Origin of the sequence: Bradyrhizobium sp. BR 10289 (genome assembly GCF_019455385.1) — a bacterium.
Taxonomy (GTDB): domain Bacteria; phylum Pseudomonadota; class Alphaproteobacteria; order Rhizobiales; family Xanthobacteraceae; genus Bradyrhizobium.
Window position 1 is genome coordinate 343,872 of sequence record NZ_JACOFR010000003.1, and the last position, 21,692, is coordinate 365,563.

Annotated in this window: 18 protein-coding genes; 10 read left to right on the forward strand and 8 right to left on the reverse strand. The window is 64.4% G+C overall.

Annotated elements, in window-relative coordinates; translation table 11 throughout:
- The first annotated feature begins 4 nt into the window (after positions 1-4).
- From HYH08_RS08230 to HYH08_RS08240, 3 genes are all read left to right on the forward strand, one after another.
- On the forward strand, positions 5-1,015 hold the full coding sequence (locus HYH08_RS08230; protein ID WP_220009262.1) for an aldo/keto reductase: 1,011 nt from the start codon (positions 5-7) through the stop codon (positions 1,013-1,015).
- Positions 1,016-1,030: 15 nt separating this feature from the next.
- Positions 1,031-2,344 carry a tetratricopeptide repeat protein gene (locus HYH08_RS08235; RefSeq protein WP_220009263.1) on the forward strand — a complete coding sequence of 438 codons (1,314 nt, stop codon included), beginning with the start codon at positions 1,031-1,033 and terminating at the stop codon, positions 2,342-2,344.
- 199 nt (positions 2,345-2,543) lie between these two features.
- The gene (locus HYH08_RS08240; protein ID WP_220009264.1) at positions 2,544-3,122 is read left to right on the forward strand and encodes a hypothetical protein; all 579 of its coding nucleotides are present in this window, start codon (positions 2,544-2,546) and stop codon (positions 3,120-3,122) included.
- Positions 3,123-3,283: 161 nt separating this feature from the next.
- Here HYH08_RS08240 and HYH08_RS08245 read toward each other — a convergent pair whose 3' ends face one another.
- Both HYH08_RS08245 and HYH08_RS08250 read right to left on the reverse strand, forming a co-directional pair.
- Positions 3,284-4,843, reverse strand: a complete 1,560-nt coding sequence (locus HYH08_RS08245; protein WP_220009265.1) for an oleate hydratase — start codon at positions 4,841-4,843, stop codon at positions 3,284-3,286.
- Positions 4,844-4,949: 106 nt separating this feature from the next.
- A complete protein-coding gene (locus HYH08_RS08250; RefSeq protein WP_220009266.1) occupies positions 4,950-6,764 on the reverse strand; it encodes an AMP-dependent synthetase/ligase in 1,815 nt (604 codons plus the stop codon).
- A 336-nt stretch (positions 6,765-7,100) separates the two neighbouring features.
- Here HYH08_RS08250 and HYH08_RS08255 point away from each other — a divergent pair, with 336 nt between their 5' ends.
- Together HYH08_RS08255 and HYH08_RS08260 are read left to right on the forward strand one after the other, a co-directional pair.
- Positions 7,101-7,670: a cysteine hydrolase family protein gene (locus tag HYH08_RS08255; protein ID WP_220009267.1), complete on the forward strand. Its 570-nt coding sequence runs from the start codon at positions 7,101-7,103 to the stop codon at positions 7,668-7,670.
- A 162-nt stretch (positions 7,671-7,832) separates the two neighbouring features.
- A complete protein-coding gene (locus HYH08_RS08260; RefSeq protein WP_220009268.1) occupies positions 7,833-8,129 on the forward strand; it encodes a hypothetical protein in 297 nt (98 codons plus the stop codon).
- Positions 8,130-8,178: 49 nt separating this feature from the next.
- Here the strand turns inward: HYH08_RS08260 and HYH08_RS08265 are convergent, their stop codons facing one another.
- From HYH08_RS08265 to HYH08_RS08275, 3 genes are read right to left on the reverse strand one after another with little or no spacing between them, the layout of a single operon-like run.
- Positions 8,179-9,450, reverse strand: a complete 1,272-nt coding sequence (locus HYH08_RS08265) for a flavin monoamine oxidase family protein (RefSeq protein ID WP_220009269.1) — start codon at positions 9,448-9,450, stop codon at positions 8,179-8,181.
- Positions 9,451-9,459: 9 nt separating this feature from the next.
- Positions 9,460-10,182 (reverse strand): RibD family protein, encoded by a 723-nt coding sequence (locus HYH08_RS08270; RefSeq protein ID WP_220009270.1) that lies wholly within the window; start codon positions 10,180-10,182, stop codon positions 9,460-9,462.
- Between the two features lie 19 nt (positions 10,183-10,201).
- Entirely contained in the window at positions 10,202-10,864 is a 663-nt protein-coding gene (locus HYH08_RS08275) for an FABP family protein (protein ID WP_220009271.1), read from the reverse strand.
- 341 nt (positions 10,865-11,205) lie between these two features.
- On the opposite strand from HYH08_RS08275, the gene HYH08_RS08280 reads away from it, so the two are divergent.
- From HYH08_RS08280 to HYH08_RS08290, 3 genes are read left to right on the forward strand one after another with little or no spacing between them, the layout of a single operon-like run.
- On the forward strand, positions 11,206-11,658 hold the full coding sequence (locus tag HYH08_RS08280) for a hypothetical protein (RefSeq protein WP_220009272.1): 453 nt from the start codon (positions 11,206-11,208) through the stop codon (positions 11,656-11,658).
- Between the two features lie 5 nt (positions 11,659-11,663).
- Complete coding sequence (locus HYH08_RS08285; RefSeq protein ID WP_220009273.1) at positions 11,664-13,052, forward strand: Dyp-type peroxidase; 1,389 nt, start codon at positions 11,664-11,666, stop codon at positions 13,050-13,052.
- 20 nt (positions 13,053-13,072) lie between these two features.
- Positions 13,073-14,938, forward strand: coding sequence for a di-heme-cytochrome C peroxidase (locus HYH08_RS08290; protein ID WP_220009274.1), 1,866 nt, complete (start codon positions 13,073-13,075; stop codon positions 14,936-14,938).
- A 63-nt stretch (positions 14,939-15,001) separates the two neighbouring features.
- Here the strand turns inward: HYH08_RS08290 and HYH08_RS08295 are convergent, their stop codons facing one another.
- Positions 15,002-16,159 carry an ABC transporter substrate-binding protein gene (locus tag HYH08_RS08295; protein WP_228747631.1) on the reverse strand — a complete coding sequence of 386 codons (1,158 nt, stop codon included), beginning with the start codon at positions 16,157-16,159 and terminating at the stop codon, positions 15,002-15,004.
- Positions 16,160-16,656: 497 nt separating this feature from the next.
- Here HYH08_RS08295 and HYH08_RS08300 point away from each other — a divergent pair, with 497 nt between their 5' ends.
- Complete coding sequence (locus HYH08_RS08300) at positions 16,657-18,525, forward strand: tetratricopeptide repeat protein (protein ID WP_220009276.1); 1,869 nt, start codon at positions 16,657-16,659, stop codon at positions 18,523-18,525.
- Between the two features lie 334 nt (positions 18,526-18,859).
- Here HYH08_RS08300 and HYH08_RS08305 read toward each other — a convergent pair whose 3' ends face one another.
- The gene (locus HYH08_RS08305; protein WP_220009277.1) at positions 18,860-19,543 is read right to left on the reverse strand and encodes a hypothetical protein; all 684 of its coding nucleotides are present in this window, start codon (positions 19,541-19,543) and stop codon (positions 18,860-18,862) included.
- A 166-nt stretch (positions 19,544-19,709) separates the two neighbouring features.
- Positions 19,710-20,399 carry a hypothetical protein gene (locus tag HYH08_RS08310; RefSeq protein ID WP_220009278.1) on the reverse strand — a complete coding sequence of 230 codons (690 nt, stop codon included), beginning with the start codon at positions 20,397-20,399 and terminating at the stop codon, positions 19,710-19,712.
- Positions 20,400-20,958: 559 nt separating this feature from the next.
- Here HYH08_RS08310 and HYH08_RS08315 point away from each other — a divergent pair.
- Complete coding sequence (locus HYH08_RS08315; protein ID WP_228747633.1) at positions 20,959-21,669, forward strand: helix-turn-helix transcriptional regulator; 711 nt, start codon at positions 20,959-20,961, stop codon at positions 21,667-21,669.
- Positions 21,670-21,692 lie beyond the last annotated feature (23 nt).

A 21,692-nucleotide genomic window follows, 5' to 3' on the forward strand; every position in this document is an offset into this window, starting at 1 on the left:
GCCTATGCAATACCGCCAGCTCGGCCGCTCTGGCCTGAAAGTTTCGCCGATCTGTCTGGGCACCATGATGTTCGGCGGGCCGACCGATGAGGCCGCATCAAAACGGATCATCGACAAGGCGCATGGCGCGGGAATCAACTTCATCGATACCGCGGACGCTTACTCAAAAGGTGCCTCCGAAGAGGTCGTCGGGCGTGCCATCGCAAGCAGCCGCAACGCGTGGGTGCTCGCGACCAAGCTCGCTAATCCAATGGGCGATGATCCCAACCGTGTCGGCCTGTCGCGCCGCTGGGTGTTGCGGGCCGCCGAGGAGAGCCTGAAGCGGCTCGGCACCGACCACATCGACATCTACTACCTGCACAAGGAAGACCACGCGACGCCGCTCGAAGAGACCGTGCGCGCGATGGGCGACCTGATCCGCGCCGGCAAGGTGCGCTATTTCGGCGTCTCGAACTACCGCGCCTGGCGCGTCGCCGAGATCTGCAACATCTGCGACCGCCTCGGCATCGATCGTCCCGCGGTGAGCCAGCCCTATTACAACGCGATGAACCGCATGCCGGAGGTCGAACATTTTCCGGCCTGCTCTTACTACGGCCTCGGCATCGTGCCCTACAGCCCGCTGGCGCGCGGCGTGCTCACCGGCAAGTACAGGCCGGATGCCGCCCCCGACAAGGAGACGCGTGCGGGGCGCAACGACACCCGGATGATGCAGACCGAGTGGCGGCCGGAATCGCTTCAGCTCGCGCAGGAGATCAAGAGCCACGCCGAGAAGAAGGGCATCACCGCCGGCCAGTTCGCGGTCGGCTGGGTGCTGAACTCGGCCTTCGTCTCCTCGATCGTCGCAGGTCCCCGCACCGAGGAGCAGTGGGACGGCTATATCAGCGCCCTCGATTATCGCTTCACCGCCGACGACGAAGCGCTGATCGACCGCCTGGTCGTGCCCGGCCATCCCTCGACGCCGGGCTACAATGACCCCGCCTATCCGATCGAAGGCCGCCGCGCGCGGACGGCGTGAGCGCGGGAGAGAACGATGGCGCATGACGACCGCTACGGCCTGCCGCTCTCAACTTCGTCACACGAGGCGGCAAGCGCCTATCGCGAGGGCGTCGACCTCATGCTGGCGGGATGGACCGGCACGGCGGAGATGCTGGAGCGCGCCATCGCGACCGATCCGGATTTCGCGCTGGCCCACATCGCTCGCGCCCGCGTGCACGCTTTCTACCAGCAGGGCGATCTCGCGCGGCAGAAGGCGGCTCTCGCGCGCGAGCTCGTCGCCAGGCGCGGCACGGAGCGCGAGCGCTCGCACGTCGAGACGCTGGCGCTCGCGATTGAAGGCCGACTGCCCGAGGCGATCGCCGCGATGCGCGAGCATATCGGGGCATGGCCGCGCGATGCATTGGTGTTGTCGCTGCCGCTCGGCGCGTTCGGCCTGTTCGCCTTCTCCGGCATGGCCGATCACGACCGCGCCCGGCACGAGCTGTGTCAGAGCGTCGCGCATCATTATGGCGAGGACTGGTGGTTCCTCACCATGTCCGGCTGGGCGATGACCGAGAACGGCGACGTCGCGCGCGGCCGCGCCGTCACCGAGCGCGGCTTCAACCTGCGCCGGCAGAATGCTCACGCCGCACACGCGGTGCTGCATGCGATGTTCGAGGACGGCTCGATCGACGACGCCGACCGCCTCGTCGACGAATGGATCCCGTCATACGATCGCGCCGGCATCCTGCATGGCCACATCCGCTGGCACCAGGCGCTCGGCGCGCTCGAGCATGGCGATGCGGCGCGTGCGCTCAAAATCTATGCCGACGTTCTTCAGCCCTCGGCCACTCATGCGCCCCCGCTCAACGTCGTCACCGACGGCGCCTCGCTGCTCTGGCGCCTCTCAGCCTATGGCCATGCCGTGCCGAAGCCGCTGTGGCTCGAGGCAGACGCCGCCGCGCAAAAACTGTTCCCGAAATCGAGCCTGCCATTCGCCGACGTTCACATGGCGCTGTTCGCCGCCGCGACGCAGAATCGCGACGCCCTCGCCGCGCGCCTTGCGGCAATCGAGCAGCGGCTCGCCGATGGCAAGCTGCCGGCGGGCTCCGTGGTGCCGGCGATCTGCCGCGCGCTCGTCGCATTCGCGGACGAGGATTACGCGTCATGCGTGCAAACGCTCGCACCCGTGCTCGGCGAGGTCGTGCGCATCGGCGGCAGCCATGCCCAGCGCGAGCTGATCGAGGACACCTTTATCATCGCCCTCATGCGCAGCGGCGATCTCCCCCGGGCCCGCGCCATGCTCGACGCCCGCCTGCACCGCCGGCCGTCGCTGCGCGATAGGCGCTGGCAGGCCGCCATGCACTAGCTTTGCCACGAAAAAAACATCGGCCTGACGGCAAGTGCCTACGGGACGGATGGGGCGATCGGGGGCGAATCGCCAGGGGTGGCGCGGTGGTATTCCAGGCGGGCTTGGCTGAACAAACGGGATCGCAACCAATTTGCGGTTCGATGGTTATTGCGCGGAACTTTTCCGCCACCGTGGCCTCTGGCATATGAGCCTGACGATGCGCCTCCGCCGACCGGTTCTGGCCGCAACCCTCATCGCCTTCGCAAGCCCTTGTTTCGGCGAAGCTTCCGCACCGATCCCCGTCAACAATCCGCCGGCGCAGCAGACCGCTCTCATCGACCTGCTGGCGCTGATGTCCGGCCATTGCAAGACACTGAAGGTCGCGGGGCGCGCCTATGCCTGCAAGACTGTGGCCTACGCCCATGGCGACAAGGGCCGGGTCAATTTCGCGGTCGCGGTCGACGATCCCAGCGACGAGAACCATGTCGTGTCGTTCTCCGGCGAGAACGGCAAGCGGGCCGACGACAATTCCTACGAGCTGCCGATCGACCGTATGCTGCTGAATTCCAAGAACCGGCCTAGGATCGACGGCCTGCCGGTGCCGGCGGAGCAGGCCTCGACCGGCCTTTGCCGCCAGACCGGCAACTTCGCCGCCCGCAAGGTCAACGACGTCACCTGCACGGCGACCGACAGCGAGGGCCGCCGCTACGAATTGCTGTTCGTCTCCGACGGTAGACCGGTGAGCGTGCGACGCATCAGGCAGTCGTCGCCGTCGATCCAGGATCCGTTCAAGTAGCTCTTCTTGCCTCTCCCCGCTCGCGGGGAGAGGCCGGATCGCATCGCAGATGCGATCCGGGTGAGGGGGACTCTCCGCGAGTCCAACTCCCACCACAATTGCGGAAGCAGCCCCTCACCCCAACCCTCTCCCCGTAAGAACGGGGCGAGGGAGAAAACTTTTCACGCGAACGCCTTCTCCAGCGTCGCGAAGATCACCGCGAGCGACTTGTCGTGACGGGTCACCGGCGGCACCGGGCGATCGATCTTCATGAGCTGGTAGACCGCCATCTGCGCCGCGCGCACCGAATATTCGACGGTGAACACGACATCGTCGGGGATCTCGACGAACTGGCTGACGAAGGCGAGATTGACCGAATTTTTCGGCACCGGCAGCGGCCGGTCAGTCGCGCTGCGCGGCATGAACATGCTGGTGATGTAGGGCATGCGGCAGGGAATGCAGGTCGCCGTCTCGAACACCTCACGATCGAAATTCAGATGCCCGCACAGCTCGTTCAAGATGTCGGCGCCGCCGCATTCGGACATCGGCTTGGCGACGAAATTGCCGATGCGGTCGGGATGCAGCGCATAGCCCCAAAAGACCTGCACGTCCTTCGGCTGGCCTGCGAAATGCGGCTGGCGATAAAGCACCACCGACATCAGCCAGTTGGAATCCCTGAACGTGACGAGCCCGCCGGTGCCGGCCCTGTTGCCGGAGAACGCCTCCATCCTGTCGAAGAAGCGCGGGTCGCGGCAGGTGACGGTGAAGGACAGCCAGTAGGATTCCGGGATCGAGGTGTTGAACGCGGCCGGATTGCCGAATTCGGGACGTCCTTGTGCGATCGTCTCCCACAGCATCCAGCCCTGGCTGTCCTTCTTGGTCAGGTACGGCGCCGGGTCGGTCATGGTGCCAAGGCTCGAGGCATCCGTCATCGATCCGTTCTGGAAGAACACGAGATCGCCGTCCTCGAGGCGGACATTGGCGGTGCGGCCATCGCGGTCGAGCACGAGCTGTCGGACGCGCACGCGCCCGCCCTCATCCTCGAGCATCATGTCGGTGACGGCCGTACCGCGTACGAACTGCACGCCCTGCCGCTTCAGCCAGTCGGCGAGCGGCCGCACGATCGCATCATACTGATTGTAGACGGTGCGCTTGACGCCGGCGAGAGTCTCGATGCGCGGGAACTCGTTCATGAAGCGGTGCAGATAGCGCTTCAGCTCGACCGCGCTGTGCCAAGGCTGGAACGCGAAAGTGGTCTGCCACATGTACCAGAAGTTCGATTCGAAGAACGCCGGCGACAACCAGTCGGTGATGCGGCTGTTGCCGAGCGTCTCCTCCGAAGCCTCGGTAAGCCGCAGCAGCTCGAGCCGGTCGCGCGCCGAGAAGCCCATATGCGAGACGTCGATCTTGTGGCGGTTGCGATCGACCAGTCGCGCCTGCGAATGCGCCGGATTCTCCAGATTGAACGCGATCGTCTCCTCGCGCACGCTGAGGCCGGGATGTTCGAGCGAGGGAATGCTCGACAACAGATCCCAGGTGCATTCGTAATGATCGGTGGTGAGCATGCGCCCGCCGCGCAGTGAATAGGCGCCGCTCGCCAGCAGCGCGCCGTCGAGGCTGCCGCCGACCAGCGGCTGCGCCTCGTAGATCACGATGTCGCGCCCCGGCAACTGCGCGTCGCGAACCAGGAACGCCGCGCCTGCGAGCGACCCGATGCCACCACCGATGAAATACGCTTTCATGACCTACCTCGATTGCAATACGAATTGTCGCAGCGACATTGCATGCGCAGGCGCAGCTGAAGTTGCGCTGGATCAAGCGCGGCACGAGGTGTGAATCACGTCGATGTTATTGCGGCGGCTTCTTCGCGTAGATCTGCGCGATCTCGTCTGCAAAACGATGTTCGAGCGCCGGGCGCTTGTTCTTCAGGGTCGGCGTCAGCAGGCCGGCGGCAATGGTCCAGGGGTCCAGCGTCCACCACACCGCGCGCGGGGTCGCGTAGGACGGATAGGATTTCACCGCTGCCGCGATGCGCGCGAGCAGCGCCGCCCGTTCCGCCGCGCCGCCCTGCTTGCCGCTGGCCGCCAACCGCTCCTTCTCCTTCACCCAGGCTTTGGCGTTGAGCACCACCAGCGCGGTGAGAAAGGGACGCTGCTCGCCGACCACCAGCGCCTGCTCGAACAGGGGATCGGCGAGGATCGCGGTCTCCAGATCGACCGGCGCGATCTTCTCGCCGGTGGACGTCACCAGGATATCCTTGATGCGGCCGGTGATCGTGATACGGCCGTTCTCGATGCGCGCCTGGTCGCCGGTGTGCAGCCAGCCGTCGGCCTGCTTGACGCGGCGCGTCTCGTCAGGCTTGTGCCAATAGCCGAGCATCACGCTCGGGCCGCGCACCAGCAGCTCGTCGTTCTCGCCCAGCCTGACCTCGACCCCATCGAGGACATGGCCGACCGAATGCGGATCATTGTCCTCGGGCGTGTTGACCGACACGACCGGCGAGGTCTCGGTCATGCCGTAGCCCTGAAGGATATCGAGGCCGAGCGCGAGAAACAGGCGGATGACAGGCTCGGCGATCGGCGCGCCGCCGGAGACGGCGACACGCAGCCGGCCGCCGAGCTGCATCAGCACCTTGTCGGCGACGAAACGCTTCAGCAGCGGCCAGGCCAGCCGGTCGAGCAGCGACAGCGACCCGTGCCCCTGACGCGCGTCGAAACGCCGGCCGCCGACGGCAATGGTGAGATCGAGCAGCGTCCGCTCGACGCCTCCGGCCGCGGCGCGATGCTGCATGATCAGCGCATGGATGCGCTCATAGATCCGCGGCACCGAGACCAGCACCGTCGGCCGCACATGCTTCAGATCCTCCGAGAGCTGTGGCACCGAGCGCGCATAGGCGACGCAGGCCCCGGCCGCGATCGGATAGTAATAGCCGCCGGTGCGCTCGAACGTGTGCGACAGCGGCAGGAAGGACAGGAAGACGTCGTCAGGCTCGGCCGCGATGCGGTTCGCGATCGCCTTCACATTGGCGACGACATTGTCATGCGAGAGCATCACGCCTTTTGGCCGCCCGGTCGTGCCCGAGGTGTAGACGATCGCGGCAAGATCATCCGGCTCGACCGCCACATCGGGCAGCGGCGCGCTCGCGCCGGGCGCCTGTGCCAGCCAATGGTCGAGCCCGACGATGCGCGCATCAGGCGTGATGAGCCCGCTCGCATCGGCGCAGACGACGCGCTTGAGATGATCGAGCGGCTGGCCGGTGGCCACGATCGCCTGCCAGCGCTCCAGCGTATCCACGAACAGCAGCAGCGCGCCGGAATCGCCGAGGATGTAGGCGATGCTGTCGGGGTTGTCGACCGCGTGCATCGGCACCGGCACGAGCCCGCGCGACAGCGCCGCCTGGTCCATCGCGACATGCGGGATGCCGTTCGGCATCAGGATCGCCACCCGCTCGCCGGGCGGCAAATTCTCCGCGGCCAGCGCCCGCCGCCACAGCTCGAATTCCGCGTCGATCTCGCGCCAGGACTGGCTGACCCAGCGCCGCGCGCCCGCGTCGAAATGGCGATAGGCTTCCGCCGCCGGCGTCGCCCTGACGCGCCAGCGCAGCAGCTCCGGCAGGGTCTTTACGTCGGCGAGCGTCAGCGGTTGACTGATCGGTCCCGGCATGGCGTCCTTTCCTGGCCTGAATCTGGGGGCTCGACACTAGGCTGGCCAGCTCTCGCCGCCTTGATCCTCAGCAAGGCGGCCATGCTCCGGAGCAATCCATGATATCTGGTGTCCCGGACGCGCTGCAACGCTCTTGGCGTTGCTGCGCAGAGCCGGGACCCACGCGACAATTGCGCTCTCCGAAACATGGGCCCCGGCTCTGCAGCGCACCGTCAAAGAGACGCTGCGCTGCGTCCGGGGCACGAGCGCCGTCCCGAAACGAGGGAAGATCGGCATTGCCTGCCACTTCAGTCGCCTCGCATACTCGGCTCCGCACGCAGCCTGAAAGTCACCTCCATGACCAGCCCCCTCCCCGCCCTCATCGTCGTCGACGTCCAGCGCGCCTTCGACGAATGGGAAGCGGCGGGCAAGCGGCGCAACAATCCGGATGCGGTGGCGCGCATCGCAGATCTGCTCAAGGCCTTCAGAATGAATCGCGCACCGATCTTTCACATCCGCCACGAGGGCACCAAGCCGAACTCGACGTTTCTGCCGTCGCGCAGCGGTTACGCGGTGAAGGACGAGGCGCGCGAGGAGGCAGGTGAGCCTGTCATCGTCAAGCGCGTCAACAGCGCCTTCATCGGCACTGATCTCGAGGCACGGCTGCGTGCGGCCGGCATCACCACGCTGGTCATCTGCGGCGCCACCACCAATCATTGCGTGGAGACGACGACGCGGATGGCGGGCAATCTCGGCTTCGATGCGCGCCTGGTGCGCGATGCGACCTGGACGTTCGACCGGATCGGGCCCGACGGCGATACCCATTCCGCCGAGGAGATCCATGCGATGACGCTGTCGAATCTCAACGGCGAGTTCGCGCGCATCGTCACGACGCAGGACGTCATCGCATCATTCGCGGCGAGATGATGGCAATGGCGCGATCAGCGCCGCTGATGCGACAATAAATCCCACGATGAACGATCGTTAACGCTACGCGACATCGTCCACTGCGTCGTTTCGACGCCCGCACTCGCCGGAACGCAGCCAGCGCCCATCTGTTGTCGCACCACGTTCAACTGGAGTGATGACATGAAGTATCTCTTTGTCGCGATGGCTGTCGGTGCTGCCGCGCTCGCCGGCGGATTCGCCAACGCGGCTGACAAGGCCGCGCAAAAGGCGCCGACCGACATCAGCGCGCAGCACCGGCACCATCATCATGGCCACCGCCATCATCACTGGCGTCCTCACCACGGCCATTATCGCCCGCATTATTATCGCAACTACGGCTATTACCCGCGGCACCACGGCTATTATGGCGGCGGGCCGTACGGCTATTACGGCGGCGGTCCGAGCGTGACCTTCGGCTTCGGCGGCAGTCGCTGGTGAGCGGACTGCTGCGGAGACACGAAAGGCCCGCGAATGCGCGGGCCTTTTTTCATCCGCGCAGGATCGTCCGCGCCGTCTCGAGCCCACTCGCCAGCGCCGCCTCGACCGTGCCCATGTCGCGGCCGCGATAGAGCGCTTCACCGGAGAACAGCACGGGACCGTCAGGGCGCGCCCACATCGTTTGCGCCTCGCGCGAGCGCGGCGTCGCCCAGGAATAGGCGCCGCGGGCGAACGGATCATGCGCCCAATTGATCGCCGCGGCAGCCATCAGATCGCGCGCGATGGTTTCGCGCGGCAGGGCGAAGATCGCGGCGAGCGACGAGAGGCCGGCATCGATCAGGCCCTGCGCATCGAGACCGTCCAGCTCCGCCGTTCGCGGCCCGCCGAACCATCCCGTGAGCACCGGATTGGGGTCCGGATGTCGCGCCCACCACACCGGGATCGTCTGCTGCGACAGCAGGAACGACATGTCCGCGAGCTCCGGCCGCTGCTCGCGCCACCACGGCCGCGTAAAGCGCAGCAGGATCTTGATGGCATTGCCGAAGCCGATATCGTTGGCGGCGTCGGCTTTGGCGCGCACGGCCGCGGGCAGCGCGATATCCCGCAGCAGCGGCAGCGGCATGGTGACGATCACGCGATCGCAGCTGTGCACGCTACCATTGCCGCAGCGGACCACGACCGTGCCACTCTCTTCCGCAATGGATGACACCACGCAGCCGAGGCTAATCGCTGCGCCATGCCTGCGGCATTCGGCCGCCAGGAAATCGATCAGCGCGCCATAGCCGCCGACGATGCGCGCCTGGGTGTGGTGAGAGCCGTCCATCCACTCCTCGCGCAGCGCCAGGATGGACGCACGCGCGGGATCGGCGGCGTCGTAGCCTTCGACCATGCGTTCGATGGAATGGCGCAGCCCGGCATATTCGGGGCCGGCAAAATGACGCTGCAGGAAATCGGTGACGGTGAGGTCGTCCTTCAACGCGCCGAGCACGGCATGCAGCTCCGCGTCATGCGGATCGCGGCGGCTTTCGCGCGAAAAGCCTGCGCCGTCAAAGCTCCACTGCACGCCCTCGATCAGTTGCAGCGACAGCCCAGCCTCGCGCAACAGCGCGCGCGTGACCGGTGCCTCGCCATGGACGAATTCGGCACCGCCATCGGCGCGGTAGCCGAACTCCGCCACAGGCAACGGATGGATACGCCCGCCACAGCGCTCGCGCGCCTCCAGGATCGTCACCCTCCTGCCGGCAAGCGCGAGCGCGCGCGCCGCCATCAGGCCCGCCGCGCCGGCACCGACGACAATGATGTGCTCAGGCCTGTCCGACATGCCCGCGCGTTACCCGGCCAAATCTTGCGAAGCCGAGCCTTGCGGATCGTTCTTGATCAGGTACCGCAGCAGCAGGACGCCGCCGCCGAGCTGGCGCACATTGTCCAGCGTCATCGCGGCAAGCGGCGCGCGCTTGTCGTTGTCGGCTTCGACCGAGTCGAAGACGAACGGCGCGCCCCTGGCGCCGTCGATCGTGGGACTGAGGATCAGGTTGAACTCGTCGATCAGACCGGCGCGCAGGAACGCGCCGTTGGCGACGCCGCCGCCCTCCACCAGCAGCCGCTTCACCCCGAGCTCGCGGTTGAGGATCTCCAGCGCCAGCGCGAGATCGATCTCGGACTTGCCGGCAAAGATGTAGGAAACGCCTTCGCCGCGAAGCCCCGCGAGATGCGAATCCGGCACGCTCTCGGTAAGCACGACGACGATCGGGTCGCCGCCGATGTCGGCGCGGCCCCAACCGATCTTGCCTTGCGCGTCGAGCACGACGCCGTAAGTCTTGGCCTCGCGCCGCGCAAACCAGTTCTCGCGGGGTAGTTTCTCATTCGTCGCAGGATAGGGCTGGCCCTTGGCGAATTCCGAGCCGGTGACACGGCCGATCACCCAGGCATCGCCGCCAAGCTCCTCATGGATTGTCTCGAACCAGTCCGTGCCGGCGCCCTTCGGACGCCAGCGGCTGGGATGCGTGCGGCCGTCGAGGCTCGAATGCATCAGGCAGATAACGTACGGCTTCATGCAAATCTCCCGGTCACGCTCAAGCCGCCGTTCCGCCGCTCTTGGCGCGATCGTTCACGATCACCGCGAGCGGATTGAGCTTTGGCGGCGCGACGAGCTTCAGCGTGTTGCTGTCGTGATGGTTGAACGGCGCGCCGCGCACGAACAACTCGGTCTGGATGAGATAGCTCCAGCTGCCATCGTCGTTGAAGGTAATCTCGCAACGGTAATGATCGGTCCGGAATGCCTGTTCCAGAAAATCGGTCGAGCAGATCCCGTAGGCGGTATCGCCACGTTTTGCCGTCACCGCGATGGTCCTGTCTTCCACTTTGGCGTTGCCCGAGGCGAGCAGCACCTGCCCGCGCGGGATCGCCAGCGTCTGCATGATCAGCCCTGTCGCGGGCTCCCACAGCCAGTAGCCGACCTGGTCGTGGAAGGTGATGTCTTCCTCGGGCGTGTTGATGTGGATGTGATAGCGCAGGCCGTAGAGCAGCTGCGGCCCGTTGGCCTGCGGATCGATCGGATCCATGCGGATGTGCTCGATGAAGGTCCGCCGCTCCGGGCCGTCGGCCTTCGGGTTGACGTCGATGCCCTTGTCCGCCTGCCAGATGCCGGCGAGCCGGCGGAGCGGGCCGAGATTGGCGAGGCTGTCGGGCGAGACGTCCTCTTGTTCGGTGAAGATGTCGGCGGGAATGGGGAGCATGGCTGGCCTCGCATCGTTGCGGGAGCAGCCATAGCATAGCGGCAGGACCCTGGCGCGGGCCCAAGCCTCACAATCGCGAATGGACTTAGGCGCCACGCGCAGACGATGGTCGGGCCGCATCAACGAAATATCCGCCATGGCTCGTCGCGCGAAACCGGTAGCGACATGCCGCCTAAGCACGATCCGCAACATACTCCGGGAGCAACGCGCCTTTCCGGTGTGAAACAAGTCACAATCTCTAGCTGTATATGGTGCTAAAGTCGCGGGCGTAATGCCGACATTGCTGCCCGCAGCGCATGAGTCACGCGCAACGGTTGCAGCGGAGAGAGGGAGGAGTTGCCATGTCAGTTGTACTGAAAGCTGGGAAGATCAGCGCTCTGACCGCCATCACCAGGATCATTCCTGGTCATGCCGAGGCGCTGCGCAAGACCCTGCAGGCGCTGACCGCCGCAAACGGCGGCAAGATCGCGTCGCTCGGCACCATCCACATCGTGCGTTGGGTCATCTTCGACGACGACACGCGCCTGTTCTTTGCAACGAATTTCGACGGCGACGTCGAAGATTACATGCGCGATTTCGCCGAGCGGGCCCCCGACGGCATCGACGCGATCTGGGGCCATTGCGAAGGCTATCCGGGAGCGCGCGATTATCCCAAGCTGCGCGATTACATTCTCGGCAGCGCCGTCGAGACCACCGGCTATTACTGCGCCACGCCGAACGCGACCGTCGCGGACATCAACAAGGCGCTGGACTGGAAGGGCAAGTTCGACACGTTCCTCGACCAGATCGGTTGACGAGCATGGCTGCCCAGTCCGCAGCCGGCGAGCTGGATCGGACCGATATCCAGGGGATGACGATGCGGCCATATCGCTTCCCGTTTGCGCATTATCATGTGCTGAACGTGAGCGATTCGGCGAAGGCACGGCGATGGTTCGCCGGCGTTGCCGGGCGATGCACCACGGTGGCGGGCCTGGACGCATCGCCTTCGCAGGCCTTCAACGTCGCCCTCTCATGGCAGGGCCTGTCGGCGATCGGCGTGCCGCAAGCCACTTTGTCGAGCTTCTCGCAGGAATTCCGGCAAGGGATGGCCGCGCGCGCCGACCGGCTCGGCGATGTCGGCGACAGCGCTCCGGCGCGGTGGGATCCACCGTTCAACGCGCGCGTGCACGTGCTCGCCGTGGTGAGTGCGATGACAGAAGCGGAGCGCAATGCGGCTTCGGCCGCATTGCTGTCCGAAGTACGCGACAACGGCTTGACGGCAGCCATTGCCATCGACGCGAAACTATTACCCGGTCCGGATGGCGGGCTCGTTCCGATCGAGCACTTCGGCTACCGCGACGGAATTACCCAACCTGCCATCGAAGGCAGTGGCGAGCCCGTCCTGCCCGGCGCGGGCATTCCGGACGCAGGCGGCTGGCGAGCCCTGAAGGCCGGGGAGTTCGTACTCGGGCAGCCGGACGAGATGGGTGCGGTCGCTGACTTGCCCACCCCGGCAAGCTTCAGCGGCAACGGCAGCTTCGTGGTGCTGCGCAAGCTGCACCAGAATGTCTGGGCCTTCCGCAACTATCTGCGCAGCTGCGCCAGGGACGACGCCGACGCCGCGCTGCTGGCCGCGAAGATGATGGGCCGCTGGCCGAGCGGCGCGCCGCTGGCGTTGGCGGCAGAGCGGGACGATCCGGCGCTCGCGGCCGATCCGCAGCGAAACAATGATTTCACCTATCTCGACGATTTGCAGGGAACGAGCTGCCCGATGGGGGCGCATGTGCGGCGCCTCAATCCACGCTCGGGGTTGACCGGCCCGAATGGCGCGTCCGTCCATCGGCATCGGCTGCTGCGCCAGGGCCTGCCTTACGGATCACGCCTGCCTGCGGATGCGACCGCCGATGACGGCGCCGCGCGCGGCGCCATCATGCTGCTGGTGAACGCCGACATCGCACGCCAGTTCGAATTCGTTCAGAAGGTCTGGATCAACGATGGAAACTTCGCGGGCCTCGAGAACGAGAGGGATCCGATGATCGGCGGCAATGACGGCAGCGGGACCTTCACGATCCCGCGAGTCCCGCCGCCGCGGCGTCGATTGAAGAATTTACCGGCTTTCGTGAGCACGCGCGGCGGCGAGTATTTCTTCTTGCCGGGCATCACCGCGTTGCGATCTCTCGCCGAGCCCGCCGCGGGCACGGGCTCATGATCGATTCCAAGGAGAGCAAAATGGCGTGGAAACCGAATTCGATCGTCGCCTCACTGGCCCTGCTCTTCTCGGTCGTGGTTGCCGCACTCGTCGTGATCGCGAGTGTGATCGGCTACCCCTATGTCGCCAAGGTCTATGACGGGATCAGGGTGAAGCTGCCGGAATATCCGACCGCCCGGAACACCCGCTGGCTCGACCAGAACTGGAAGGATCAGCGCGAATGGTTTCACCACGCCGATCAGGGAACGGCGACCTTCCACATTCCCTACGAATGGTTCATGGCCCTCGAGCAGCCGGAGATATCGCTGACCTCGGTCGGACTCTTGAGCGACCCTGTCTATCTCGACCGTTTCGGCTTCATCCCCGATCCGGCCAACCCCAAGCTCGGACTGCCGATCGGCATGGCGCGCGGCAAGGCCATGGTCGATGCCACCGCACAGCCCTGGAAAAATCCGCGGGCGCCCTACAATGACTTGACGCGGATCGGGCTGACCTGCGCGGCGTGCCACACCGGACGCTTCACTTACAACGGGACGGAATTCCTGGTCGACGGCGGCCCCGCCCTCACCGATCTCGGCAAATTCCGGACGGCACTCGGCCTCTCGCTGTTCTTCACCAGCGTCGTTCCCTACCGCTTCGACCGGTTTGCCGAAAAAATCATTGGCCCGGATCCGAGCGAGGTGGAAAAGAGCCAGTTGCGTGCGCAACTCGGCAAGATCCTGGCGCAGGGCAAGTGGCTGTCCGATCTCGACACCATGGTTGCGCCGCAGAGCGTGGTCGAGGGGTTCGGCAGGCTCGACGCGCTGAACCGCATCGGCAACGAGGTGTTTGCGGTCGACCTCAAGACTCCCGCCAACTATGCCGCCACCTCGGCGCCGGTGCATTTCCCGCGCATCTGGGATGCCTCGTGGTTCGATTGGGTCCAGTACAACGCGTCGATCGAGCAGCCCATGGTGCGCAATGCCGGCGAAGCCATGGGCGTATCGGCGATGATCAATCTGACGGATGCGCGGGGTGGGCTGTACAATTCAGGCATCGAATTCGTGAACCTCGACAGGATCGAGAAATCGCTGGCCGGCAAGCAGCCGAATGCGAGCACGGGCTTCACCGGATTGAAGTCACCGCAATGGCCCTCCGAGCTTCCTCCGATCGACAAGACTCTCGCCGGGCAAGGCGCGGCTCTCTACAGAGAGCATTGCCAGCGATGCCACCTGCCGCCGGTGAGTTCGGCCGAGTTCTGGACCTCGGACTTCTGGTCGTTGCCGGACGGTCGGACAGTGGAGCGTTATCCCGGCGAGCGTTATCTCCGCGTCCCAATCGTCAGGATCACGGAGATCGGCACCGACCCCGCGCAGGCCCAGGACATGCTCGATCGCAAGGTCGCCGTTCCCAAGGAGCTCGATATTTCCTCCGACAGTTTCGGCCTCGCGCTCGGCGAGGTCACAGCAAAGACCGTCAAGCATTGGTATGAGGGCCAGACGCCGCCGGTCTCGCCGGAAAAGCGCGAGGATATGAACGGATACCGCGACAACGGCATCCAGGCGCCGCTGGCCTACAAGGCGCGTCCGCTCAACGGGATATGGGCAACGCCGCCCTATCTGCACAACGGCTCGGTACCGAACCTGTATGCCCTACTGTCGCCGGTCAGCGAGCGGCCGACGAAATTCTACCTGGGCAACCGCGCATACGACCCGGTCAATGTCGGATACAGCACCGACAGACTGGAAAACGGATTCGAGCTCGATACGCGGCTGCGCGGTAACACCAACACCGGGCACGAGTTCAATGGTGACGGGACGAAGCAAAATGAAAAAGGCGGCGTGATCGGGCGCCTTTTGACGCCCGGGGAGCGGCGGGCGCTGGTGGAATTTCTGAAGACGATGTGAGGAGCAGATGCATTATCGCCTGAACGGCCGTCGGTCCTGCAAGGCGCGAATGGCCGCACCGGATCAATCGGTGACCATCGGCCCGAACGCCTCCCATCGTTCGCCCGTGAAACGCATCATTCGGAACTCCTTGACCACGCGATAATCGGTCGGGCTGGTGTTGATGGAGAGCCCCGGAAGCAGCAGATCAAGTTGCACGCCTTTCAGGCTCGCGGCTTGCTTCATGACGTTCTCGCGCGAGAGATCGTCGCCGCATTGCTTCAAGACCTGGACCAGCAGCTCGGCGGCGCTATAGCCGTAGACCGCGAAGATGCTTTTCCGGTCGCCTCCCGGATAATAGCCGTCCATGAAGGCGCTCCACCGCTTCATGCCTTCGTCGTCACGCCAGGTCGGGTCCGTAGCCTCCTTGAACGAGCTCGCCGAGATAATGCCCTTTGCGTTCTCGATACCCGCGGGAATCAGGACCGCATCGATCGAGGACGATCCGACGCCAAGGAGGTGAACGGGCTTCCAACCGAGTTCTGCCGTCTTTCTGATGACCTGGGCGGCGAATTTCGAGGCCGCCATGTCGATGAGCACGTCGACACCGGCCGCCTTGAGGCGCACGACCTGCGAATCGACGGTCGGGTCCGACACATCGTACGACGCTTCGCCGACGATGAGCTCGCCCGCCCTTGCGCCGAGCGCGTCCTTCAACCCGGCCAGATAGTCCCTGCCGCTTTCATCGTTCTGATAGAGCAGGCCGATTCTGGCATTCGGATAATTGTCCAGGATGAAGCGCGCGTAGACGCGGATCTCCGTGCGCAGATTGGGCGCAAAGCCCATCGTCCATGGGAAATTGACCGGATCCTCGAAACGCGTCGACCGCCCGGCTACGAAGAGTTGCGGGATCTTGCGGTCATTGAGGTATTTCTGAACTGCGATGTTCGAGGCATTGCCGAGCGTTTCGAATGTGAACAACACCTCGTCGCTCTCGATCAGCTTGCGGACCTGCTCGACGGTCTTGGACGGCGTTGCCGCATCATCGTAGGAGATCAAATTGATCTTGCGTCCATTGACGCCGCCACGATCGTTGATCATGCGGAAATAGGCGGACTGCACCTTGCCGATCACGGAAGATGCCGAGAGCGGACCACTAAAGGGCATCGTCTGGCCGATCTTGATCTCGGTATCGCTTGCGCCCTGATCATAGCGACGATCTCCCGCAAGCAATGGGGTCATGGTGAAAAGCCCGGCAGCAAGGATTGCTGCTCTGAGGGCGTCCGTGCGCAAGCGCGCGCTCATCGCTGCGACCCTCGTTATTGGAGCGGGCCCCTCGATCCGGGCGCCGTTCACGACTTCCATGCTGCCTCGCTGGCCGAAGCGCAAACGCATCACGTGACCGGCAAGAAAACCGTTCGGCCGGATTGGACCAGAGCGGGCAAGCGCAGTCCAACGAGCCCTGCCCGCGGTGTGTTGGGAAATCTGCCCGATGTGCGGCGGCAAGCCGGGCATCGGCGGCCGCGCCGGCGCTTCGGCGCCGTGGCCGGCGTCAGTCTCGCGCCAGCTTCGCACGATAAACCAGCCAACGGGATGCGACGGCCGCGCTCGGTGGACTCCGCCGGCACGGACTGAATGTGAACTGAGGGAACGAGAGGCAGATGCGATGGACGCCTCCGTTTCGCGCGACTGAGAAACGGCGAGCCATCTGACGTCGTCCATTTTTTTCCGGTCAGCCTATGAATCGCCAGGAGCGCCGCGCGGCGGCCAAACAGTCCCAAAGGGTCGCACCGCAAGATCTAGAGGCCGTGAAACGAAGCCTTGAGGCTGCGAAACGGGGCAAGTTACTGTTTGATCTCGGCCGCTACGCCGAAGCCCTGGAGTGCTTCAACGCATTCGACCGGATCAATCCGAATGTCGCAGCCCTGTATCAGACGCGCGGCCTTTGCCTCCAGCGGCTCGATCGGTTCGCGGAAGCGCAGGCCGACTTCGAGAGGTCCATCGCGCTGAACCCTCGCGAGGCGGAGACGCACAAAAACCTCGGCGCGCTTCATTCAAGGCTTGGCCGCATCGAGCAGGCCTTGGCGAGCCTCGATCGCGCGCTCGAACTTCGTCCGAACTTTTCCGCAGCGCTCGACGAAAAGGCGCGCGCCTTGTGGACCCTGCAATTGCGGGGTGAAGCTCTCGTGGTCTTCCGCCAATCGCTGGCAATCGACCCTGATAATGCGGACACGACCCGCAATGTCGCGCTGCTGCTGCTCGAACTCGGCCGGCATGCGGAAGCTCTGGAGTCCTTCAATGCCGCCGTGAAACTCGATCCGGAGTCCGCAGCGTTGTATCAAATGCGCGGCGTTTGCCTCCAGGAGGCGGGCCGGTTCGAGGAAGCGCAGGTCGACTACGAAAGGTCTATTGCGCTGGACTCCAGCCTGGCGGAGACGCACAACAACCTCGGCGCGCTTCATTCGAGATTGGACCGGATGGAGCAGGCACTTGCGAGCATCGATCGGGCGCTCGAACTTCGACCGGATTTTGCCTCGGCGCTTTCCAACAAGGCGGTGGCATTGTCGCGCCTGCAATTGCTGGACGAGGCCTTCGCGGCCTTTCACAGATCCCTGGCGCTCGACCCGAACGATGCGCGGACGATCTGGAATCTCGCGCTGCTTCAGCTGCTGACCGGAGACTTCGCGCGGGGCTGGTCGGGACGCGAGGCCCGTTGGAACGTATCGTCTCTCGGCCATGCCGATCGCGGCTTTTCCCAACCGCTTTGGCGTGGTGACCAGCCGATCGAAGGCAAGACCATCTTGCTTCACGCCGACGAGGGATTGGGCGATGCCATTCAGTTCGCGCGCTATGTGCCCATGGTGGCCGCACTCGGAGCGCGGGTCATCCTCGAGGTTCACTCTCCGATCCGGCAGATTTTGGCGGGCATCACCGGCGTCGCAAATTGTATCGGCCGACCGTCTGCGAATTTGCCTGCGTTCGACCTGCACTGTCCTCTTGGCGCTCTGCCATTGGCGTTCGGGACCAGGCTCGATACGATCCCGTTCGCGGAGCGGTACCTTGCTGCGCCTCCGGCGGCGTGCGTAAAGGCTTGGCAAGACCGGCTTGACGATCGGCTTGAAGACCAGCTTGGCCCCCGCAATCGCCTCCGTGTCGGTCTCGTCTGGTCGGGGAATCCGGATCACAAGAACGACCACAACCGTTCGATGGCCCTGCGCACGCTTGCTCCTCTGCTGGATTGCGACGTCCAGTTCGTCAGCCTGCAGAAGGGCGTTCGGGATCAGGACCGTGCCTTCCTCGGCGAACGTCCCGACATCATCGACCTGACGGACCAGATCAAGGATTTCACCGACACGGCGGCGCTGGTGTCATGCCTCGATCTGGTGATCTCGGTCGACACCAGCGTCGTTCACCTTGCCGGCGCTCTCGGCGCTCCCGTCTGGACGATGTTGCCTTTCACCCCGGATTGGCGCTGGCTGCTGAACCGCAACGATAGCGCGTGGTATTCGTCCATGAGGCTGTTCAGGCAACCCAGCAGCGGCGACTGGGCGAGCGTCGTGGACAGCGTTCGCCACGAACTCGAGGGCCTGGTTGCCGCAGCGAGGTGAGGGCCTCGTCACGGCAAACGGCGCGGGCCAGGCGCCAGGCGCTAGGACAGACCCTTGACATGAGGGGTCACGCTGACGGGACCTGCATCAGGTTCGGTGGCCGTCTGAGCGCTCGCGGCTTTCAGGTCGGTGAGCGCTGTCGCTCCGACGGAATTGATGGCAACCATTTAGGCCTCCTGGTCTGTGTTACCTGGACGTCCGCCAATCATTGCCGGGTCACAAGCAGGGGGCTGGCTTCATGCCAGTCGTCACGATCGCAGCCGCACGTTCATCAGTTCCGACGGAGTCGAAACGGATGAACCGACAAGGGCGCGATGGCGTTGGTCCGGAGCCTTTACGAAGATTTCGCCAAGCTCGCGTCCGGCCAAGTTACGTAATAATCTTGCCCATTGATCGACCCGGTCGCCTGACGAATGCCTTGCGCCTGGATCTCGAGGTAGAGCTTCTTGTTGAAGGTACTGCTACCGAAGCTTACGCTGCCTAGGAGGTTTCCGCCGCTATAGAGATCGTACAGATTTGACTTGTAGCCGAGTTCGGGCACGTCGCTTGCGCGCTGTATCTTCAACGTTCCGTTGGCAAGCGCCTCGTTGAAGCCCGGCTCATCGGTCCAGGCCTCCATACCGTACTGGAGAACCATTTGCTTGAAGTCCGCATCGCTCACCGCGACGCCGTCAACGCGCACGACCGCATCCGCTCCAAACCCCTTCAGATATCGGGCCTGATCCGCCGGAAGCTCGGAGAGCTTCATCATGGGCGATTCGACAAGGCCTTCGCGCGCACGAGCGAGAGTGAGTGCATCGCCAGCAGAGCTCCCTCCCTTCGCCGCGGCAGCCTTTCCGTTGATGAGCGCGTTGATCTTCAGCAGCGCGTCAGCCACGCCCGGCGCCAGGCGAGACGATAGAGCGTTGACATGAGGGACGACGCTGACGGGACTTGCTTCGGACTTGGCAGCCGTCTGAGCGCTGGCGGCTTTCAGGATGGTGAGCGCTGTCGCGCCGACGGAATTGATGGCAACCATATGGCCTCCTGGTCTGTGTTACCTGGACGTCCGCCAATCATTGCCGGGTCACAAGCAGGGGGCTGGCCTCATGCCAGTCGTCACGATAGAAGTCGCACGTTCATCAGTTCCTACGAGGTCGGAACGGATGAACCGACAGGGTGCGATGACGTTGGTCCGAGGGCCCTTAGGAAGGTTTCGCTAAGCTCGCGTCCGGCCAGGTCACGTAGAACTCCTGCCCCCGGATCGACCCGAAGGCCTGACTAATGCCTTGCGCCTGGATCTCGAAGTAGAGCTTCTTGTTGTTGATGCCGCTCCAGCCTACGCCGCCGAAATAGTTTCCGCCGCTATAGAGATCGTACTGAAACGACTCGTAGCCGATTTCGGGCACGTCGCTTGCCCGCTGGATCTTCAACGTTCCGTTGGCGAGCGCTTCATTGAAGCCCGGCAGATCCTTCCAGCTCTCCATCGCGTGCTGCAGGACCATGCGCTCGAAGTCCGCCCGGCTCACTTCGACGGGATCAATGCGTACCGCCGCATCCGCGCCGAACCTCTTCACGTATTCAGCCTGATCCGCCGGAAGCTCGGAGAGCTTCATCATGGGCGATTCGACATAGCCGTCGCGAGCGATTACCCTGCCAGCAGACTTCCCTGCGTTCGCCGCCGCTGTCTTTGCGTTAACGAGCGCGTCCTTTCCGTTGATGAGCGCGTCGATCTTCAGCAGCGCGTCGGACACGCCCGGCGCCAGGCGAGACGACACGGCGTTAACATGAGGGATGATGCCGATCGGACTTGCTTCGGGCTCTGTCGCCGTCTGAGCGCTGGCGGCTTTCAGGATGGTGAGCGCGGTCGCGCCGACGGAATTGATGGCAACCATTTAGGCCTCCTGGTCTGTGTTACCTGGACGTCCGCCAATCATTGCCGGGTCACAAGCAGGGGCTGGCTTCATGCCAGTCGTCGCAACAGCAGCCCCGCGTTCGTCGGCTCGACCGGCCGGAGCGGATGCATCGATAAGGATGCCATGTCGCCGTAGACAGGGCTCCCAGTCGCACTCACGGCTGATCAACCTCAGGGCGCGAAGCCGAATCAGTGCTCGCAGGCTAACGGTTCCGGTCAAGCCCGCGCAATCTGCGAAATTGCAAGCCAGCCCCCAATGGTGAATCGACTGTTAAATGGCGGGGCTGAACCCCGAGATAGCTCTGTCCAGCGCGTCCAAATGACGCGCCCCGAAGATCCCACACAAGCTGCGAACCATCGCGCGGCGGAAATTCGTGAATGAAATGGATTGAAATCAATCGGAGCTCGTCCTCAGCGCAGCAATCCGCAGATCCGACGCTGCCGCAACGGCCTCGCACCAGCTCCCGACACTACCACAACCCAACCGGGAACACTCGCCGCCCGGCCAACTCACGACTCGCCAAGACTGGGGAACGCAAATGTTTCCGCCGATCGAAGGAACCCTCGCAAACATCACGAGCACGACGACTCTCGATGAACTGAATCTCGTGCTGACTCGGATTTCGAATGACTATGGCCTCACACTTCTAGCATACCAAGCTGCGCGCCGACCCGAGACCAACACGCTCACCCCGCTGATGCTGCTCTCATCCGACGATGACCTGGCGCAGCAATATCTCAAGCATGACGTCCTTCAGGCAGGCTCTGTCTTTCAAAACGGCCGAAGCGGCTTCCTGCCGGTCGACTGGGGCGAGGCCGCCCCGGAGACACAGGATGCACGCACGTTCTTTCGCAAGACCGGTTTTCGCGGCATGACGATCCCGATCCGGGGGCCGGCCAGCGAGCACGCACGTCTGTCGATCGCCTCGAACGTCACCACCGACACCTGGGCCAGCCGGCGGATGACCTATATGCGGGATTTTCTGATCATCGCCCACTTCATTCACGATCAGGCCGTGCGGCTAGCAGGCTTGCGACCACAGGAGCTCGGACGATCGCTCTCCGCGCGTGAGCGGGAGACTCTTCAGCTCGCCGCGCGCGGCTTCAGCCCGAAGCAGATCGCCGCCGACCTGCATCTGTCGCCGACGGCCGTCCGCCTCTATCTGCAGGGCGCACGCACAAAGCTGGAATGCGCGACTCTTATGCAGTCGATCGCCAGGGCCGTCAGCCTCGACATCATCGAGGCCTGACGCGCGACGCACGCTCGCTCTCT

Bases quoted from the DNA above. Each gene is read 5' to 3' on its own strand.
- HYH08_RS08315 (WP_228747633.1), top strand. From the start codon at position 20,959: ATGTTTCCGCCGATCGAAGGAACCCTCGCAAACATCACGAGCACGACG.
- HYH08_RS08265 (WP_220009269.1), bottom strand. From the start codon at position 9,450: ATGTCGGACAGGCCTGAGCACATCATTGTCGTCGGTGCCGGCGCGGCG.
- HYH08_RS08280 (WP_220009272.1), top strand. From the start codon at position 11,206: ATGTCAGTTGTACTGAAAGCTGGGAAGATCAGCGCTCTGACCGCCATC.
- HYH08_RS08300 (WP_220009276.1), top strand. From the start codon at position 16,657: ATGAATCGCCAGGAGCGCCGCGCGGCGGCCAAACAGTCCCAAAGGGTC.
- HYH08_RS08235 (WP_220009263.1), top strand. From the start codon at position 1,031: ATGGCGCATGACGACCGCTACGGCCTGCCGCTCTCAACTTCGTCACAC.
- HYH08_RS08255 (WP_220009267.1), top strand. From the start codon at position 7,101: ATGACCAGCCCCCTCCCCGCCCTCATCGTCGTCGACGTCCAGCGCGCC.
- HYH08_RS08245 (WP_220009265.1), bottom strand. From the start codon at position 4,843: ATGAAAGCGTATTTCATCGGTGGTGGCATCGGGTCGCTCGCAGGCGCG.
- HYH08_RS08230 (WP_220009262.1), top strand. From the start codon at position 5: ATGCAATACCGCCAGCTCGGCCGCTCTGGCCTGAAAGTTTCGCCGATC.
- HYH08_RS08270 (WP_220009270.1), bottom strand. From the start codon at position 10,182: ATGAAGCCGTACGTTATCTGCCTGATGCATTCGAGCCTCGACGGCCGC.
- HYH08_RS08290 (WP_220009274.1), top strand. From the start codon at position 13,073: ATGGCGTGGAAACCGAATTCGATCGTCGCCTCACTGGCCCTGCTCTTC.
- HYH08_RS08295 (WP_228747631.1), bottom strand. From the start codon at position 16,159: ATGACCCCATTGCTTGCGGGAGATCGTCGCTATGATCAGGGCGCAAGC.
- HYH08_RS08260 (WP_220009268.1), top strand. From the start codon at position 7,833: ATGAAGTATCTCTTTGTCGCGATGGCTGTCGGTGCTGCCGCGCTCGCC.
- HYH08_RS08240 (WP_220009264.1), top strand. From the start codon at position 2,544: ATGCGCCTCCGCCGACCGGTTCTGGCCGCAACCCTCATCGCCTTCGCA.
- HYH08_RS08305 (WP_220009277.1), bottom strand. From the start codon at position 19,543: ATGGTTGCCATCAATTCCGTCGGCGCGACAGCGCTCACCATCCTGAAA.
- HYH08_RS08310 (WP_220009278.1), bottom strand. From the start codon at position 20,399: ATGGTTGCCATCAATTCCGTCGGCGCGACCGCGCTCACCATCCTGAAA.
- HYH08_RS08285 (WP_220009273.1), top strand. From the start codon at position 11,664: ATGGCTGCCCAGTCCGCAGCCGGCGAGCTGGATCGGACCGATATCCAG.
- HYH08_RS08250 (WP_220009266.1), bottom strand. From the start codon at position 6,764: ATGCCGGGACCGATCAGTCAACCGCTGACGCTCGCCGACGTAAAGACC.
- HYH08_RS08275 (WP_220009271.1), bottom strand. From the start codon at position 10,864: ATGCTCCCCATTCCCGCCGACATCTTCACCGAACAAGAGGACGTCTCG.